The organism is Tenacibaculum sp. nBUS_03 (genome assembly GCF_051201695.1).
Taxonomy (GTDB): domain Bacteria; phylum Bacteroidota; class Bacteroidia; order Flavobacteriales; family Flavobacteriaceae; genus Polaribacter.
On sequence record NZ_CP179214.1, the window covers coordinates 1,641,691 to 1,658,139 of the forward strand.

Here is a 16,449-nt window from a genome sequence, read left to right on the forward strand (position 1 = left end):
CGTTTTAATGCAGTTTAGGTGGTGTTGTAGTGAGTTTGATTCTTGTAATTCTTCTGTTTTGAACAATTAAATCTTGGAAGGGATCCGAATCAATTGGCAAATAACTATGATTATATAGTTTAGCCTCCAGATCATTTCGTTCATTTATTATTATTTTCGACTCTTTAGTCATTTTATAGTTAGATTTTTCAATTTTCTTCAAATGATCTTCGGGCCAAAAAAAATTAAATCTGTCAAAATAATGTTCTAAGTCTCCACTCCATAACCAATCACCATCTGTTTTTATAGTTTCAAAATGTGTTATCAAATCTTTTGAAAAGATGCATTCGGTTTGGTCGAGTAAAATACTTTCAAAATCACAATTATTTAAATAGTCTAAATAGAGTTTTTTTTTCTCTATTGCGATGTTAGACTTATTACAATCGAACAAGTATTGGTCAGTAATCTCATAAAGAATTACTTCATCATCTTTAATATTTAGTATCTTTCTCATTCAAAACTCATTTTTTGAATTCACTACAACGTCTTGGCTAAGCTGCGTTTTAATGCAGTTTAGGTGGTGTTGTGCATAGTTATTTTTCAAGTTTTCTTTCAAATTTTTCTAGCGTAATTTCTTTTCGCCACCAAGAATATTCTCCGTAAGCTATTTTTTTTTCGTAATCCACTTCTAGGTAATCATTCCAACAAGAGAAAAAATCGTAATCTCCGTTTTGTTCATCACCCGAATCGCTTTCTATTTTGGAAGGTGCAATTAAATAGTACTTTCCGACTTCAAATTCCGCAATGTATGGTCGGCACAAAACTCCATTATCTCCCCAAATCTTAAATCTTTTTCGTGATTCAGAACCTTTATATTTTTTGATCACTTCGACAGACATTGAATAAGGCATTTTTCCATTATAGTCATGGATTTCGTTTTCTAAAAAGTCAGAATATTCAATTACTTTGATTAGAGCAACAAATTCCTGATTATCTGAAATCGCACCGAATCTACAATTCCAATTACACTCGCAAGAGCAAGCAAAAAATTTCATTGAAATCAGAAGTAGAAATATTATCAGAATTCGTTTTTTCATAATTATGTACAACGGTTAGTATATGGCATTTAGGGCAGTAGAAAGCACTATACTTTCGAGTTTGCACTGAGCCAAAGCGTTGTATTTTGTTTTTAAATTAATCATTCATAAATACCAAATCAACGATTTGGCGGTGTTGGTAAATAGGACTGAACTTTCGTTAACCACAGAACGCCCTATTTGCTATATACAGTGTTACCCACTTTTTTCTTTTTATCGATAACAAATCAATTTTATTCTGTCCTCGTCTGTATCAAGCGCAAATTGTCCGACACTTTCTATTAATCCTTGAATCTTTGTTATGTTTTGTTCCTTTGAAGGCTCAGTTCCGACAATTTTTGGAAAAATTAGATATTCAATTTCTTTGAAGGTCAACCAACCTCCAAGCGAATTATGTCCCTCAAATCCGTTTTGCCAATAATCAAATCCGTAAGTTGTGTCTTCTTCAAGAAAAAGTTCGCCTATCTGTTCGTTTTGAACTTTTTTAAATTCAATTTTTTCAATCCATTTTGAACCGTCAACAAGGCAATCTATCAAACGGACCCACTTTGAGTTAGACATAAGATGCTCTGAGAATCGAACTATTGATTTTTCAATCTCTCGATCAATTTGCTGGTCATATCTTTTTGCTTTTTTCGTTCTCATTTTAATTGTGGGTAACGTATTTGTGTATGGTTAGTTGCGTGGTTAAGCGACTAAATTAGCAAACTTTCCCGAACCCGTGAAAATTCCGCAGGAATTTTCGTAAGTCGGCAGTGACCAAGCAATTAATTATATACGGTGTTACCATACGTTTTTTTATTCCGTTTTTTTCAATTTAGATTTTTTTACAACAATTGTATTTCCCCAAATATCTCCTAATCGTTGATTTCTATCTGTGTTTTTTATTGTTACAATTCCGATTAGTCCAAAAAAGAACATATCAATTGGGTCAAGTAAATGTCTTTTCAAGGATTGTCCAAAAGTCAGTTTTTCTTCCGTTCCGCTAAAAGTTGAGTTATCAATTGATTTTCGGATTGATACAGGTTTTAGTCCGACTAAAGAATTTCCGAGTGTTGCTCCGAACCATTGCTCGATTCCAACAGTCATAATTCCCCAAAATAATACAGGAACAAGTGCTGGTAGTCCATTTACAGTATATCCACCTTCATTATTAGGTTTTCCAAATTTGTAAACATAAATGATAAAAAATGTACAAATGATTAAATAGTCAACAATTCCTGCTCCAATTCGGTTTCCGATATTTGATTCGGTTTTAATTTTAGTAGTCAAATTTGTTTCGTTCATCGGTTTTTCTCAAATGTATGGTAACGTTTTGGCTAAGCTGCGTTTTAATGCAGTTTAGGTTTTGTTAGCTATAGTTTTTTATCTGTTCAGTAATTAATTCAGCAAACTCCTTAATATCATCATTTTGATTTTGAGTATATTTTTCAAAAATCCCCTTGTCTTTTACTATTTTAATTTTCATTTGCGAAATCAATTCATTATATTTTTTATCATCAGTTTTATCCTTCGCACAAGAAGCAAACCCAAGCATAATATCTAATAATTCAACTTTTAATTTCTCATTACATCCAATTAAGCGATTTCTTATTATTTCATAAGCAGGTAATGATGCTGAAGAAATATATGCGTGTTGATGACATAAAGAACACCATAATTGATGTGTCGCCTCTAAAGCTATTTTAATGTCCTCACAATAAATACTTTTCAAATAATTCGGAATAGTTCTATGAGCGTTTCCATACGCAGTTTCAAAATTTTCCCAATCAATATCGTTAATCTGCTTTAAAATCTGTTCGTCAATTTCTTTTTCGCAAATAATTGGTGTAAGAATTTCAGATTTACTTTCAGATTTTTCAGTATTTCTCTTGAAGATTTTGAAAATAGACATCTGCTTTGTTCTTAAATTATAGCTAACTCCTTATATAAAGAATAAATTTCTCGTTTATCCGATTATTCTTCCGGATAAAAGGAACTTTTGTTCCTCTTTATCTTTATTTGTTAAGGTGCTTTTTTTCACAAATATAACTTTTACAATTAATTATTTAAAGACAACAACAATCTTTTATTCCTTTTTATACAAATCAAAAAGTTGTTGTTATCCTCAAATTTTACTTACCACAATTATGTCAAAGAACGTTTTACCGTTTTTAAGGTATCGGAGAACTTACCGTTTTATTTTATTCTGATTTTTTACATTTTATATAAATTGTTATTCATCGATAGAATTTGTTCTTTTATCAAAAAAAAAATTAATTAATCAGATCTTAAATTATATTTATTATCAGTTTTAAAAATTTAATTTTAAGACGTCCCCTCACAAAAGATTTCAAATCCATTAACTAATCTCATAATGGTTTTGAAATCTTTTTTCACACAATAAAAACAGATTATATTAATTGCTTTGTTTGCTATAAATTTAATTTGATAAATTATCTTCAATTATTGAAAATAAATTCCCCTATGTTCCTCTTTTCTTTTTAAAAACAGACCGATGTTGAACTTTATTTTTAACCACTTCTAATCTTATTTCTAATGCTATTTTAGTGGTTTACCCTATTAGAGTAATGGTTAATACTTATTTAAAATTAATGGTTAGTACCATAACAACTTTAAGTGTTCTACTTATTTTAAGTATCTTTTTGTTTTACAATATTTGCATTGTATTTATTCTGTGTATTAACAAAACTTCTTCATAATTTTTTAACTTAACACACGTTAAAAGAGTTAATACACAGTTTTTCTTATTTAGGATTTGTAGGGACTCTTAAATATAACTCTTAGTTAGCTAGTCTTAATAGTCTAGCTAACTTATTTATTCAAATTTCTTAAGGTTTATTGATTTTTAGATACCCTTAAACTCCCTTAATAATATAAGTATTCAAAAATCAACAAATAGTATTGCTGCCATCACTAATCCTTATGATCAATCTTTGTTTAATTGATATTTGATAAAAGTTAAGTTTTACGTACAATTTTTAGGGTTAAATCAATTAAGGTTGTTCTATCAACTCATAAAATGTTTTTGAGGGAAAAAAATTTATGAATTAATTAAAGTTAAGCTCCTTCGGGAGCTTTTTTTATTCCTCTTTTACTTCCGCTTTTCTTAATTTTATTTCTTTACTTTTTGTTTTTTAATCAATACCTTATTTACTATTCATCTATACTTTCGTTCATGTAGTCTAATTCTTAAATTTTTTCTTTACTTCTTGAATTATATTTATTGTATAGTTTAGAATTTGATTTTTCATTTTTAGTAAATAGTTTGGTTAGTTAGAGGAAAAGAAGAAGTATTCCGTGGGGGACTTTTTCTTTTCTTTTTTACTAGTATTAGCTTATAATTTCAACTTTTGCTGTTTTTGTTGATCAACATTTACATTCAATTGGCAATTTTTATTAAATATTAGTAAAAGTGTTTTTTACCACCTAAAACCTTAAAACTACTTGTTTTCACTTACCAAAATAAGTGTTTATACTTACACTTAAATCAGCATACAGCGCATTGTTTTTACGACTTAAAAATTGTTATTTAGTAAAACCTTATTGAATTATAATTAATATACTGCGCATTAACATATTTTCAACCCTTCTAAAAAACAACATATATATATTGATTGCGCAGTTTTAGTCTACTACTTTTTTTCACCTCCTTTTAAGCTTTAGACTTATTACGGCAATGGTTTTTCCGTAATTATAACTCAGTGTTTTTGCTTATTTCACACCTTAAAATTTCTTTCAATATTTGCAACTCATAAACAATAATAATTAGAATTTTTAGAAGGGTTTTAAAACATTGTTTCAAGAAGAAGGAGCTGTATAGCTCCTTTTTTTATTTCCAAAATTACAACCTTGATTATTGTATCCTTTTTGTATATTAGATAGTATTCTGTAAAACTCTCTATTAATTTCTATAACACAGATTATTTAATTCACTGTTTAAAGGAAGAGAACTATATCTAGCACTTTCAATGTAATTTTTTTAGGGTCAAATCAATTAAGGTTGTTCTATCAACTCATAAAATGTTTTTGAGGGAAAAAAATTTATGAATTAATTAAAGTTAAGCTCCTAGCTTTTTTTATTCTTCTTTTACTTCCGCTTTTCTTAATTTTATTTCTTTACTTTTTGTTTTTTAATCAATACCTTATTTACTATTCATCTATACTTTCGTTCATGTAGTCTAATTCTTAAATTTTTTCTTTACTTCTTGAATTATATTTATTGTATAGTTTAGAATTTGATTTTTCATTTTTAGTAAATAGTTTGGTTAGTTAGAGGAAAAGAAGAAGTATTCCATTGGGGACTTTTTCTTTTCTTTTTTACTAGTATTAGTTTATAATTTCAACTTTTGCTGTTTTTGTTGATAAACATTCACATTCAATTTGCAGTTTTTATTAAATATTGGCAAAAGTGTTTTTTACCACCTAAAACCTTAAAACTACTTGTTTTCACTTACCAAAATAAGTGTTTATACCTACACTCAAATAAGCTTATAGCGCATTGTTTTTACGACTTAAAAATTGTTATTTAGTAAAACCTTATTAGATATTAATTAATACACTGCGCATTAACATATTTTCAACCCTTCTAAAAAACAACATATATATATTGATTGCGCAGTTTTAATCTACTACTTTTTTTTACCTCCTTTTAAGCTTTAGACTTATTACAGCAATGGTTTTTCCGTAATTACAACTCAGTGTTTTTGCTTATTTCACACCTTAAAATTTCTTTCAATATTTGCAACTCATAAACAATAACAATTAGAATTTTTAGAAGGGTTTTAAAACATTGTTTCAAGAAGAAGGAGCTGTATAGCTCCTTTTTTTATTTCCAAAATTACAACCTTGATTATTGTATCCTTTTTGTATATAAGATAGTATTCTGTAAAACTCTCTATTAATTTTTATAACACAGATTATTTAATTCACTGTTTAAAGGAAGAGAACTATATCTAGCACTTTCAATGTAATTTTTTTAGGGTTAAATCAATTAAGGTTGTTCTATCAACTCATAAAATGTTTTTGAGGGAAAAGAATTTATGAATTAATTAAAGTTAAGCTCCTTCGGGAGCTTTTTTTATTCTTCTTTTACTTCCGTTTTTCTTAATTTTATTTCTTTACTTTTTGTTTTTTAATCAATACCTTATTTACTATTCATCTATACTTTCGTTCATGTAGTCTAATTCTTAAATTTTTTCTTTACTTCTTGAATTATATTTATTGTATAGTTTAGAATTTGATTTTTCATTTTTAGTAAATAGTTTGGTTAGTTAGAGGAAAAGAAGAAGTATTCCGTGGGGGACTTTTTCTTTTCTTTTTTACTAGTATTAGTTTATAATTTCAACTTTTGCTGTTTTTGTTGATAAACATTCACATTCAATTTGCAATTTTTATTAAATATTGGCAAAAGTGTTTTTTACCACCTAAAACCTTCCAACTACTTGTTTTCACTTACCAAAATAAGTGTTTACACCTACACTCAAATCAGCTTACAGCGCATTGTTTTTAAGACTTAAAAATTGTTATTTAGTAAAACCTTATTGGATTATAATTAATACACTGCGCATTAACATATTTTCAACCCTTCTAAAAAACAACATATATATATTGATTGCGCAGTTTTAGTCTACTACTTTTTTTTACCTCCTTTTAAGCTTTAGACTTATTACGGTAATGGCTTTTCCGTAATTATAACTCAGTGTTTTTGCTTATTTCACACCTTAAAATTTCTTTCAATATTTGCAACTCATAAACAATAATAATTAGAATTTTTAGAAGGGTTTTAAAACATTGTTTCAAGAAGAAGGAGCTGTATAGCTCCTTTTTTTATTTCCAAAATTACAACCTTGATTATTGTATCCTTTTTATATATTAGATAGTATTCTGTAAAACTCTCTATTAATTTTTATAACACAGATTATTTAATTCACTGTTTAAAGGAAGAGAACTATATCTAGCACTTTCAATGTAATTTTTTTAGGGTTAAATCAATTAAGGTTGTTCTATCAACTCATAAAATGTTTTTGAGGGAAAAGAATTTATGAATTAATTAAAGTTAAGCTCCTTCGGGAGCTTTTATACTACTGTTTTTAAGAACTCCATTCATATTGGACATAAACATCATATTCTATTGGGATTAGTGTTGTTCCGTTGTAATAATAATCCAGCATGATTGTTACATGGGCTATTTGATAAACATGGTCGAAAGACTATTCTTCTATTTCGATTTTTTGAAATCCACGAAAATCAATATCATCTTTGAAGAAACCTATTATTTCATCTGTCTCTTCTTCTACATTCATCTTTCTACAGATTAAAAAGCTTCACATTTAAGGCAAGAGTATGCACGCTTGAGTATTTCGTTATCTAAAGCTTCTTTCATTGAACCGTGTTTTTTATCGGAAACACTTTCAAAAACCCCTCCGTTGCCATCTGTTTATTTAAATTTGTACGTTCTCATCATCATTTTACGTTTTTATTGCGTAACCCAATCGTTACTATTAACATCGAGTTTATAAAACTTTTATTATTTATTTTAGGCTGTTCATCTATTTCATAACCAACTCAAATATAGAGATTTCCGCTTATACTAAGAATTGATATGCTAATACACAAATATGAAGCATTCATGGTATTCTTTCATAATTCTAGTGATTAATCCCTGAATTTTGATTTGTTAAAAGGTATGTATGAGTAACAAGATTAAGTATAAATACTTGTTTTAAAAAAATCAGTGTTAATATCCTGTATAATATCTGAACTTTTATAAAATATTTGATTGAATAACTACTTTTCAACAAACGGTTACTATAAGAATCAGTGATGTATTCTAAGATAAATAAGTCGTTACACTAACTTATTATGTTAAAAAACATTAAACTTAATAGTCATTTATTTAACCTAACCAACGTTTTACATTATAAATTATTTAGCCCATGGCAAACATGACTCCAACAAACAGTTTTATTCAAACTTTAACAAAAACACCTCAAGAAGCAGGTGAATTAAGTGGTAATTTTTCAAGACTTAAAAACAGTAACGATGAAATTGTTACCGTATTAGGATATCCGCAAACGGTATCTAACGATTTAAACAAGTTATATGATACTTTAAAACTTACCAGCGACTTACTAAGCGTTGTAGATGTAATTCCTGAAGTAGGTGAAGCAGCAGAAGGACTTCAGTCTTCTATTAAAGTTTTAATGGAAGAAGTAGAACCAGCAAAAAATGCTGCCAGTAAGATAGCCGCTAAAACAACTCCACTACATAATAATTTAAAAAAATTAGATCCTATTTTTGATAAAGCTATTTTAGTTGCTAATCAAGTACAAGCCAAATCATCTAGTTTTTTAACAACTTTTAATCAAATAGTAGGATGTGTAAATAGCTTACCAGACGGTCAACCAAAAACAACCTCTGAAAACTATTTAAACCAGTTTTCTGTTAAAGCTGAACCTGGTGATAGTTATTTAAACCAAGCAATGACAGCTGCGAATAATGCTATTAATGGTTTTTACAACGAACTTAATGCTATTAAAGATGCCCTTAATCCATTATCAGAAATTATGAGTGGGATTAAAAGTGTATTAAGTGTATTAAAACCAATAATCTCTTTATTAAGTGAATTGAAAAATGATTTAATGTCTATTAAAATTCCAATTCCAATACCATACCCTCATATGGTAAGTTTATACGATATATTTAAAACATTAGGTGATTTTATTAGTTTGGCAATGAAACCAATTCAAAGTTTAGTAAACGAAATATTAAAAGCATTACATATTACTTTACCTTCAATTCCTGGTTTAGATCAATTATTACACATTAATATTAACATTCCGAGTATTCCAAACTTTGATAGTTTAATTGATGTAGTAGAAAAATATTATAATGAACTAAAGGCTGTTTTAGCTTTATTCAACTTAAATTGCCCTCCAAATAAAGGTCAAAAAGATTTTATTACGCAAACTAGTATAAAAGCTTAAAGCAAGTAATGGTCTTTTTAGATAAAAAAAAACAGAATGATAAAGGAAAAATAATTTTACTTTTTCCTTTATCAAATGTTTTAGGTCATTTATCAAGAACACTAGCTTTAGCTGAACAACTTTCCGAGGATAATTTTAAAGTTTATATAGCTGTTTCAGATTACTACAAAGATCTTTTTTATCTAATTGACCCTAGAATTACACTAATTTCCACATTAGAAATGTGTGCAGATTCAACAAAAAAATTTGGACAGATTTATTATGATAACCAGAATAATTTACAGGAAAAAGAAATTCTTGAAAATTCTACTCAATTAAAACCAAAGGAGCTAAAAAGGCGCTCTAAAATTTTAAAACAAATTTTAAAAAAGGATACAGAAATTATTGAGCAACTAAAGCCAGATGCTATAATTTTAGACTATCATTATCCACCTTTAATGGTTGAAGCTTTAAAGAAAACAGAAGTTTTTCTTTTATCAAATAAAATAGGTTATCCTTCTTTGTGTAATAGGATTTTTGGAGGATATCCATACCCTTTAAATACATATAAAAAATTGGTACCAAGTATAGCCTCTTTTGATAGCACTACTGATAATGAGAGTGATGATTGGTTATATTGTGGTATATTTTCTTGGAAAGGATGGCGAAAAATTGCCAGTAAAGTACCTAAGAATGATGTTTTTCTATTTTTTGGAAGTACGGGTTGTACGGAAAAGTTGACGCCTTGGTTAATTGAAAATTTATCAGATAGGTATAAGCTATCTTATTTGAGTACTGATAATCAAGATGGTCAGTTTATAAATTTAGACACTTACATTAATCAAACAAAATTAGTCATTTGTCACGGTGGTCACGGAACAGTATTGGAATGTATTCTTAAAAAGAAACCCATGCTAATTATACCCAATAATTTGGAACAGTTAGAAATTGGTAAAAGAGTGCAAACATTAAAATTAGGCGTACTTATTTCAAAGCCATATGATAAAATAACAATTAACGAGCTTACAACTTCCATTAATAGGTTATTAGGAGATAAAGTAATTAAACAACATTTAAGTTCATTTTCAGAGAAAATATCGAAAGAAAATGGAGTGGAAAAAGCTACAAATATTATTAAAAACAAATTAAACGGACGTTAACTCTTTACTCAACAATTAAGGTTTAATATAATAAAGAAACTATGTTTTATGAAATAAATGAAAATTTCCCTTTTTTACTAGAAATAGAAGAAAAATGGGAACTAATTTGGAATGAAATTCAAGTATTAGGCAAAAAAAACTTCACTGATTATGAACATAGTAAAGATGGAGGTTGGAAGTTAATGCTCTTGGTAATGATTGATCAATTTAATGAAGAGTATGAAAAGCAATGTCCCATTACTTTTGAATTACTCAGAAAAATTCCAAATATAACGTTTGCAGCAGTTTCTAAATTATCTGCTTTTTCGGTGATTCATCCTCATAAAGAATGGATTAAAGAAAATGATGAACTTTTATATAATAACGGGAATCTACATAGAACTCATTTAGGCTTAAAAATTCCAAAGGATGAGAAATCTTGTGCTATAAGAGTGGGCAAAGAAACCCGTTCTTGGAAGCAAGGAAAAATGCTCATGTTTAACGATTCCATGGAACATGAAGTTTGGAATAACACACCTGAAGATAGAATTGTAATGGTCATCGACTTTATAAAAGTAGGACAAACCATGTTGGATAACAGTCAAATTAAACTTTTAAAAAAAACAATGATTGATTTACATATGTAATTCAATTAAAAACTAAAATAAACTTACTAAATATGTCCAAAACGCTTTTTGTTTTCTCTGATGATTTTGGAGAGTTGGTTTTACTGCGATTGCTTTTGTACAAGCAACCGTTACACGCTTATTTAGCACTTCCGGAAAGATTATTTCCTCATGTGACTTTAAATAACGTAACTAAAGTTTTATATAAAAATGAAAGTGAATTAAAGGCGTTTACAGAAGAAGTTCTGCCTGATAAAGTAATGCTTTTTAGTGCATATTTACTGGCTCCAAATGGTATGTTAACTTATACTGAATTTTATGACTTTCTGGATTATTTAGACAGGAAAAACATACCGATATCTACTAGCGATCCTTTCATGCGTTATTACGATGAGTTAGACTATGAAGTTGATTCCCAAGATTCTTTTTTTAGAATTCGTAATAAGTTAAAACAAATAGGAGAAAGACTGAAAGGCTATACCCATGTTTATGGGGTGCCTGTAAATTTAAAAAATGTAAAAAGTCAATCGTTTTCTAACCCCAATAAACTAAAGGATTTTACAAACGCTGAAAATATAACTAAAACTTGGACTTTTGTTTTGGCTCAACAAGATTATAATTTATTGCGAGCAGATAGTGATAATACATATCATAAAATTATAGAAAGTGTAGTAATTCTTTTAACGAAAGTACATAATATTAAGGTTAATTTAGTTTTTCCTAAAGCACTTATTGCTCAAATAAAGCAAAATTTAGGGGAGCTTAAAGGAATAAGTTATGTGCCATATTGCACATTAAATGAATTTGAACATTTAATTGTAGCATCCGATTTAATGCTTTATTGGAATATTTTCTCAGCGTCAACATTATTGTGCAGACTTTACAATAAACCTACGGTTTATCTAGGCATGGGGCATATGGAGGCTTTTTACCCTGGTTTTTATTCTTATATAAAGCATTCTTGGTTTCCAGATAATGAACCTGAAATTATGGCTATTAATGATGCTTTTATTCCTTCTTTAATAAAGCGAATTTATACTACTGACTCTAAGAGTAAAGACCCGAAGTTACACCAACCTTATTATCAACTTGAATCACCTATTGAGATTTTAGCGGTTCAAAAAACATTTGAATTATGAAAGTTTTTTTTATAACCACTCGTGATTTTGGAGAAATTAGTTTAGCTACTTTTTTTAGTAGAAATCAACCTTTTGAAACCGTTATTGCTATACCAGAAATTAGAGCCGACTACTTCGATGAAATGGTGAATATTTTATATGTTTATACTAATATCCAAGATTTAAAGAGATACGTTTTAAAAGAATCACCAGATGTTATAGCAATTAATACGGCTTATTTAATTATAAATGGAGCTTTAGCAAGTAAAGAAGAATTTATCGATTTTATAGATTTTTTAAAATCTTTAGAAATTCCCATAATAACTTCTGATCCGTTTGTTAGGGTTTATGATAATTATCCAGAATGCAGGTTTAGCCTTCAAGGGGAAAAGTTAAAAGGCTTAGAGTCTGAAATGACTTTTTTAGGGAATTACCTAAAGGATATAGCTCATTTTTATGGTTTTCCTTGTAAAAACAATTTCGAAAAAACATACACTTTTTATAATGATAAATTCTGTGTGAAAACCAAACCAGAATTAAAATCACCAAACACCAAAAATTGGTTGTTTGTTTTAGGTGAACTGGATTTTAATTTATTATTAGCTAAATATAAGGATCAATTTTTAATTAGTTTAATTGATCGACTTAAAGAGGTGTGTAGTAATAAAAACAATACCGTACGTTGTGTTTTCCCTTTAAAATTAGCTGAATTAGTAGCAGGTAGTCTTCAGGGAATCCACAATCTAAAAGTCTCTGAATTCCTTTCTTTAAGTAAATATGAGCAGCTTATCAGATCATCCGATATTGTGTTCTATTGGAATGTCTTTTCAAATTCGATATTAATGTGTAAATATTACAATATTCCTTTTTTATGCTTTGAAAAAGGGCATATTGCAGAATTAAGTACAGATTTATTTAAAAATATGTCTGATGGAATATATCATAACGGAACACCTGAATTTCTCAATTTTTTCTCTCGAATAGAATCTGATTTAGAAGTGCTATTAAAGCAATATTTTTCTGTAGATAATCGTAATAAAATTTTAGAAGGCTATAATGCTTTACCATCTCCTCATAGTATAATTCAATCTTTAATTAATGATTAATTTAAACGTAAATATTAAATCTGCTAAGGGAGACTATTTAATTGATACTAATAATCAACAATATTTTGATTTATGTATGGGTTATGGATCTGTTTCATTAGGACATAACTATTCTCCGATAATTAAAGCACAGCAACAACAAATTCAAGAATACTCTGGGCCAGGTTTTTTAAAATCTACGGTATATAAAACAGCTAAAAAGAAAATAGAAGATTATGTGAAAGGTTATTCGGTTAGCGGATTTTATACTTCGGGCGCCAATGCGATAGAAATAGCTATTAAAATGGCTTTTGCAAATAATAATAAATCAAAAATAATCAGTTTTGAAAATAGTATGCACGGTAAAACTATTTTTGCAAATAAATTAGGTTTTGAATCTTGTTTAAATAATGACAATCAAATCCTTAAAATTCCTTTTTTAGCAAAACAGAATGAGTCTGAAATTTTAGAAGCTTGTGAAATAGAAATGCAATCTAATTTAATAGCTGCAATAATTATTGAGCCCATTCAAATGAGTGGTGGAGGCTTTCAGGCATCTAAAGATTTTTATAAAAGTTTATCAGGTTTAGCAAAAAAATACCAAGTACTTCAAATTTACGATGAGATTTTAACGGGTTTTCACAGAATGGGAAATCTTTTTTGTTTTTACGATTATGAAGTTGAACCCGATATTATAGTGGCAGGTAAATCGATAGGAAGTGGCTTTCCTGTTTCTTTAATACTTATCAAAAATTCTTTCAAAGTTTCTAGTTCATTTAGAGGAGGAGGAACTTTTCATAATCACCCAGTTGCATGTGCTTCAGTCATTGCAACTATAGACGCATATACACAACTAAAGGTTCAGGATAAAATTGAAGCTATTGATGTTTGTATAAAAAAATATTTACCTGCTCAAAATTTATCTGGTAAAGGTGCCCTATGGAGTCTAAATATGGGGACAAAGGAAAACGCTTTTGAGGCTGTAAATTACTTAAATAGAAATAAGGTAATTGTAAGTTTTTACGATAAAAACATTAGATTTTTTCCTAACTTCCAAGTAGATACAGGAAAACTTGCAGAAGTGTGTAAAATGATTAAACCTTTTTTATGAATTTATATTGCGGAGATATTTTAATTGAACCATTTGTAGCAGCTCATACAAATATATTGTTTGAACTTATCAATCAACCAGAGGTAATAGAAGGAGTTAGAGGTGGTGTTAAGATTGATTACAATAGCCACATTGAATGGGTGAATAATAATTTATACACTCCAGAAAAAAAAGTTCATCTTTTCCTTACCATTGAAGCAACAGAAGCTGTTGGAGTTATTTTAATAAAAAACATAAAAAACGGAGAAGGTGAAATGGGTATAATGGTTAAGGATATACAAACTTCACGTGAAAACCAGTTAACAAGTAAATTACTTACCGCAATATTGTATTATGCTTTTAATGAATTAATGCTGGATAATTTAATTATTCGGATAAGACATAGTAACGCTAACTCATTAAAAATAGCTTTAAAAATAGGAGCTATTCAGCAAAGTAAAGATGAAATATATTATAATCTTATTTTAACAAAAACGGATTACGAGCTAAATACTATCAATCAAAAATTAAACAAAAGGTTTAATCCTGAATATAAAAACGGTACTTATTTTACCTTAAAATAGGATATTTTGGAATGAAGACTCCGTTTCAGGGCATAGAAATAAAACAGAAAAACTAATGAAACAGTATAAATACTTTATTAATAAAAGAGTAACTAATGCGTAAGGTATGATTTATTTGTTATGATAATTGGCACATAAAAAAACCTCTGTAAATATAGTACTTACAGAGGTCATTTGTGGAGACGCCGAGAGTTAAACTATTCAATAAGTGAAGTGTTAAAAACACCCTATTTCATTACACAACCGTAGTAAAACCAGTAAAAACAATACATACAACTAGTTTAACCTTTATTTAATGTTATTGTATTAAATTGAATACCGTTGTGCAAATGTTGTGCAAATGTTGTGCAGGTTTATTTTTACTCTTACTTTTGATTATCAAAAAAATAATAGTTAGAGTATGGCAACGCTTAAATTTACACTACGTAGCAAAAAAGATAACGCTCCAATTTATTTAAGATTAACGCTAGGAAGAAATAAAGACATTTTTCGAAAAACTGGATTATTTATAAATCCAAAAGAATGGGGAACAAAAACTGGACACCCAAAACAAAACAGCGCAACTAATAAAAATTTATCTACACAACTACGAAAATTAGAATCTTGTGTTTTTGATAAATTAAATGAAGAGAGCAATCCTGATTTAATTGATGGAGAATGGTTACAAAAAACCATTGATGTTTTCTTTAATAGAATAAAGAAAGATACTAACGAATTATTATATTTAATACCCTATGGAGAGCATTTTATATCTAACCTGGAATATAAAGTAACTCAAAAAGGAAGAAAAGGTGTTTCAATTTCAACTCGAAAAAAATACAGAACCATTGTAAATAAATTAATTGAGTTTGAAAAAAAACGCAAAAAAGAAATATTACTTAAAGATGTTGATTTACAATTTAGAACTGAGCTAATAAAATTCTTTTCTAACAGTGGTAAATTAAGTGATAATACAATTGGTCGCTATTTAAAATTTGTGAAAAGCATTTGTTTAGATGCTCAAAAAAATGGTATTGAAACAAACCCACAATTAAACCATTTTAAAGGCTTTACAGTTAAAGTTCCAAAAATCACGCTATCATTTGAAGAATTAGAGCAAATAAAAAATACTACTTATACGAATCCTAATCATGAAATAACAAAAGACTGGCTTATTATTGGTTGCTATACTGGTCAAAGAGTTTCAGATTTATTAAGAATGAACAGTAGTTTTATTCAGCAATTACAATCATTTGAATTTATTGTACTTGAACAAATCAAAACTGAAAAACTTGTACAAATCCCAATTCACCCAGAAGTAAAGAAAATATTAGAAAAAAGAGACCATGAATTCCCTCCTATTTTCACAAAAAACATTGACAGTAACAAAGCTCTTTTCAATAAATATTTAAAACAAGTATGTGAAATTGCAGAAATAAATGATGTTATAAAAGGTAATGCTTACGATCCTAAAAAAAGAAGAACTATTGAAGGTGAATATGAAAAACATCTTTTAGTTTCCTCACATATTTGTAGACGAAGTTTTGCTACTAATTTTTATGGAAACCCAAAATATCCTACTCCCTTATTAATGAATATTACTGCCCATGGAACAGAAAAAATGTTCCTAGAATATATTGGTAAAAAACCTTTAGATTACGGCTTACAATTGGCTCAAATTTGGGCAAACGAAGCTCTAAAAGAAAAAAACAAAGAGAATCCTCCTTTAACAGTGTTGAAAAATGTAGCTAATAAATAACTGTTTTTTCATTTTGCCAAAAGCAA

General features: G+C 28.3%; 13 protein-coding genes. 8 read left to right on the top strand and 5 right to left on the bottom strand.

The features are described from left to right. Nucleotides 1-4: 4 nt before the first annotated feature. The 5 genes from ACMFBB_RS07625 to ACMFBB_RS07645 form a co-directional block, all read right to left on the bottom strand. Nucleotides 5-493 (bottom strand): hypothetical protein, encoded by a 489-nt coding sequence (locus ACMFBB_RS07625; RefSeq protein ID WP_435263821.1) that lies wholly within the window; start codon nucleotides 491-493, stop codon nucleotides 5-7. Between the two features lie 79 nt (nucleotides 494-572). Beyond that, nucleotides 573-1,076: a hypothetical protein gene (locus ACMFBB_RS07630; RefSeq protein WP_435263822.1), complete on the bottom strand. Its 504-nt coding sequence runs from the start codon at nucleotides 1,074-1,076 to the stop codon at nucleotides 573-575. Nucleotides 1,077-1,289: 213 nt separating this feature from the next. Continuing rightward, complete coding sequence (locus tag ACMFBB_RS07635) at nucleotides 1,290-1,721, bottom strand: hypothetical protein (protein WP_435263823.1); 432 nt, start codon at nucleotides 1,719-1,721, stop codon at nucleotides 1,290-1,292. 153 nt (nucleotides 1,722-1,874) lie between these two features. Then, nucleotides 1,875-2,363, bottom strand: coding sequence for an RDD family protein (locus ACMFBB_RS07640; RefSeq protein WP_435263824.1), 489 nt, complete (start codon nucleotides 2,361-2,363; stop codon nucleotides 1,875-1,877). A gap of 64 nt (nucleotides 2,364-2,427) precedes the next feature. Then, nucleotides 2,428-2,970 (bottom strand): hypothetical protein, encoded by a 543-nt coding sequence (locus tag ACMFBB_RS07645; protein WP_435263825.1) that lies wholly within the window; start codon nucleotides 2,968-2,970, stop codon nucleotides 2,428-2,430. Between the two features lie 5,044 nt (nucleotides 2,971-8,014). Here ACMFBB_RS07645 and ACMFBB_RS07650 point away from each other — a divergent pair. The 8 genes from ACMFBB_RS07650 to ACMFBB_RS07685 all read left to right on the top strand — a co-directional run bounded on the left by ACMFBB_RS07650 (nucleotide 8,015) and on the right by ACMFBB_RS07685 (nucleotide 16,423). Further along, the gene (locus ACMFBB_RS07650) at nucleotides 8,015-9,064 is read left to right on the top strand and encodes a hypothetical protein (protein ID WP_435263826.1); all 1,050 of its coding nucleotides are present in this window, start codon (nucleotides 8,015-8,017) and stop codon (nucleotides 9,062-9,064) included. Between the two features lie 8 nt (nucleotides 9,065-9,072). Then, the gene (locus ACMFBB_RS07655; protein ID WP_435263827.1) at nucleotides 9,073-10,203 is read left to right on the top strand and encodes a glycosyltransferase; all 1,131 of its coding nucleotides are present in this window, start codon (nucleotides 9,073-9,075) and stop codon (nucleotides 10,201-10,203) included. A 41-nt stretch (nucleotides 10,204-10,244) separates the two neighbouring features. Beyond that, nucleotides 10,245-10,829: an aspartyl/asparaginyl beta-hydroxylase domain-containing protein gene (locus tag ACMFBB_RS07660; protein ID WP_435263828.1), complete on the top strand. Its 585-nt coding sequence runs from the start codon at nucleotides 10,245-10,247 to the stop codon at nucleotides 10,827-10,829. A 32-nt stretch (nucleotides 10,830-10,861) separates the two neighbouring features. Further along, nucleotides 10,862-11,947, top strand: coding sequence for a hypothetical protein (locus ACMFBB_RS07665; protein ID WP_435263829.1), 1,086 nt, complete (start codon nucleotides 10,862-10,864; stop codon nucleotides 11,945-11,947). Next, complete coding sequence (locus ACMFBB_RS07670) at nucleotides 11,944-13,032, top strand: hypothetical protein (RefSeq protein WP_435263830.1); 1,089 nt, start codon at nucleotides 11,944-11,946, stop codon at nucleotides 13,030-13,032. Before ACMFBB_RS07665 ends, ACMFBB_RS07670 begins: the two co-directional genes overlap by 4 nt. Then, nucleotides 13,025-14,122, top strand: a complete 1,098-nt coding sequence (locus ACMFBB_RS07675) for an aminotransferase class III-fold pyridoxal phosphate-dependent enzyme (RefSeq protein WP_435263831.1) — start codon at nucleotides 13,025-13,027, stop codon at nucleotides 14,120-14,122. The genes ACMFBB_RS07670 and ACMFBB_RS07675 overlap by 8 nt, the downstream gene beginning before the upstream one ends. Then, complete coding sequence (locus tag ACMFBB_RS07680; protein WP_435263832.1) at nucleotides 14,119-14,685, top strand: GNAT family N-acetyltransferase; 567 nt, start codon at nucleotides 14,119-14,121, stop codon at nucleotides 14,683-14,685. The genes ACMFBB_RS07675 and ACMFBB_RS07680 overlap by 4 nt, the downstream gene beginning before the upstream one ends. Before the next feature lie 400 nt (nucleotides 14,686-15,085). Beyond that, nucleotides 15,086-16,423 carry a phage integrase SAM-like domain-containing protein gene (locus tag ACMFBB_RS07685; RefSeq protein ID WP_435263833.1) on the top strand — a complete coding sequence of 446 codons (1,338 nt, stop codon included), beginning with the start codon at nucleotides 15,086-15,088 and terminating at the stop codon, nucleotides 16,421-16,423. Nucleotides 16,424-16,449 lie beyond the last annotated feature (26 nt).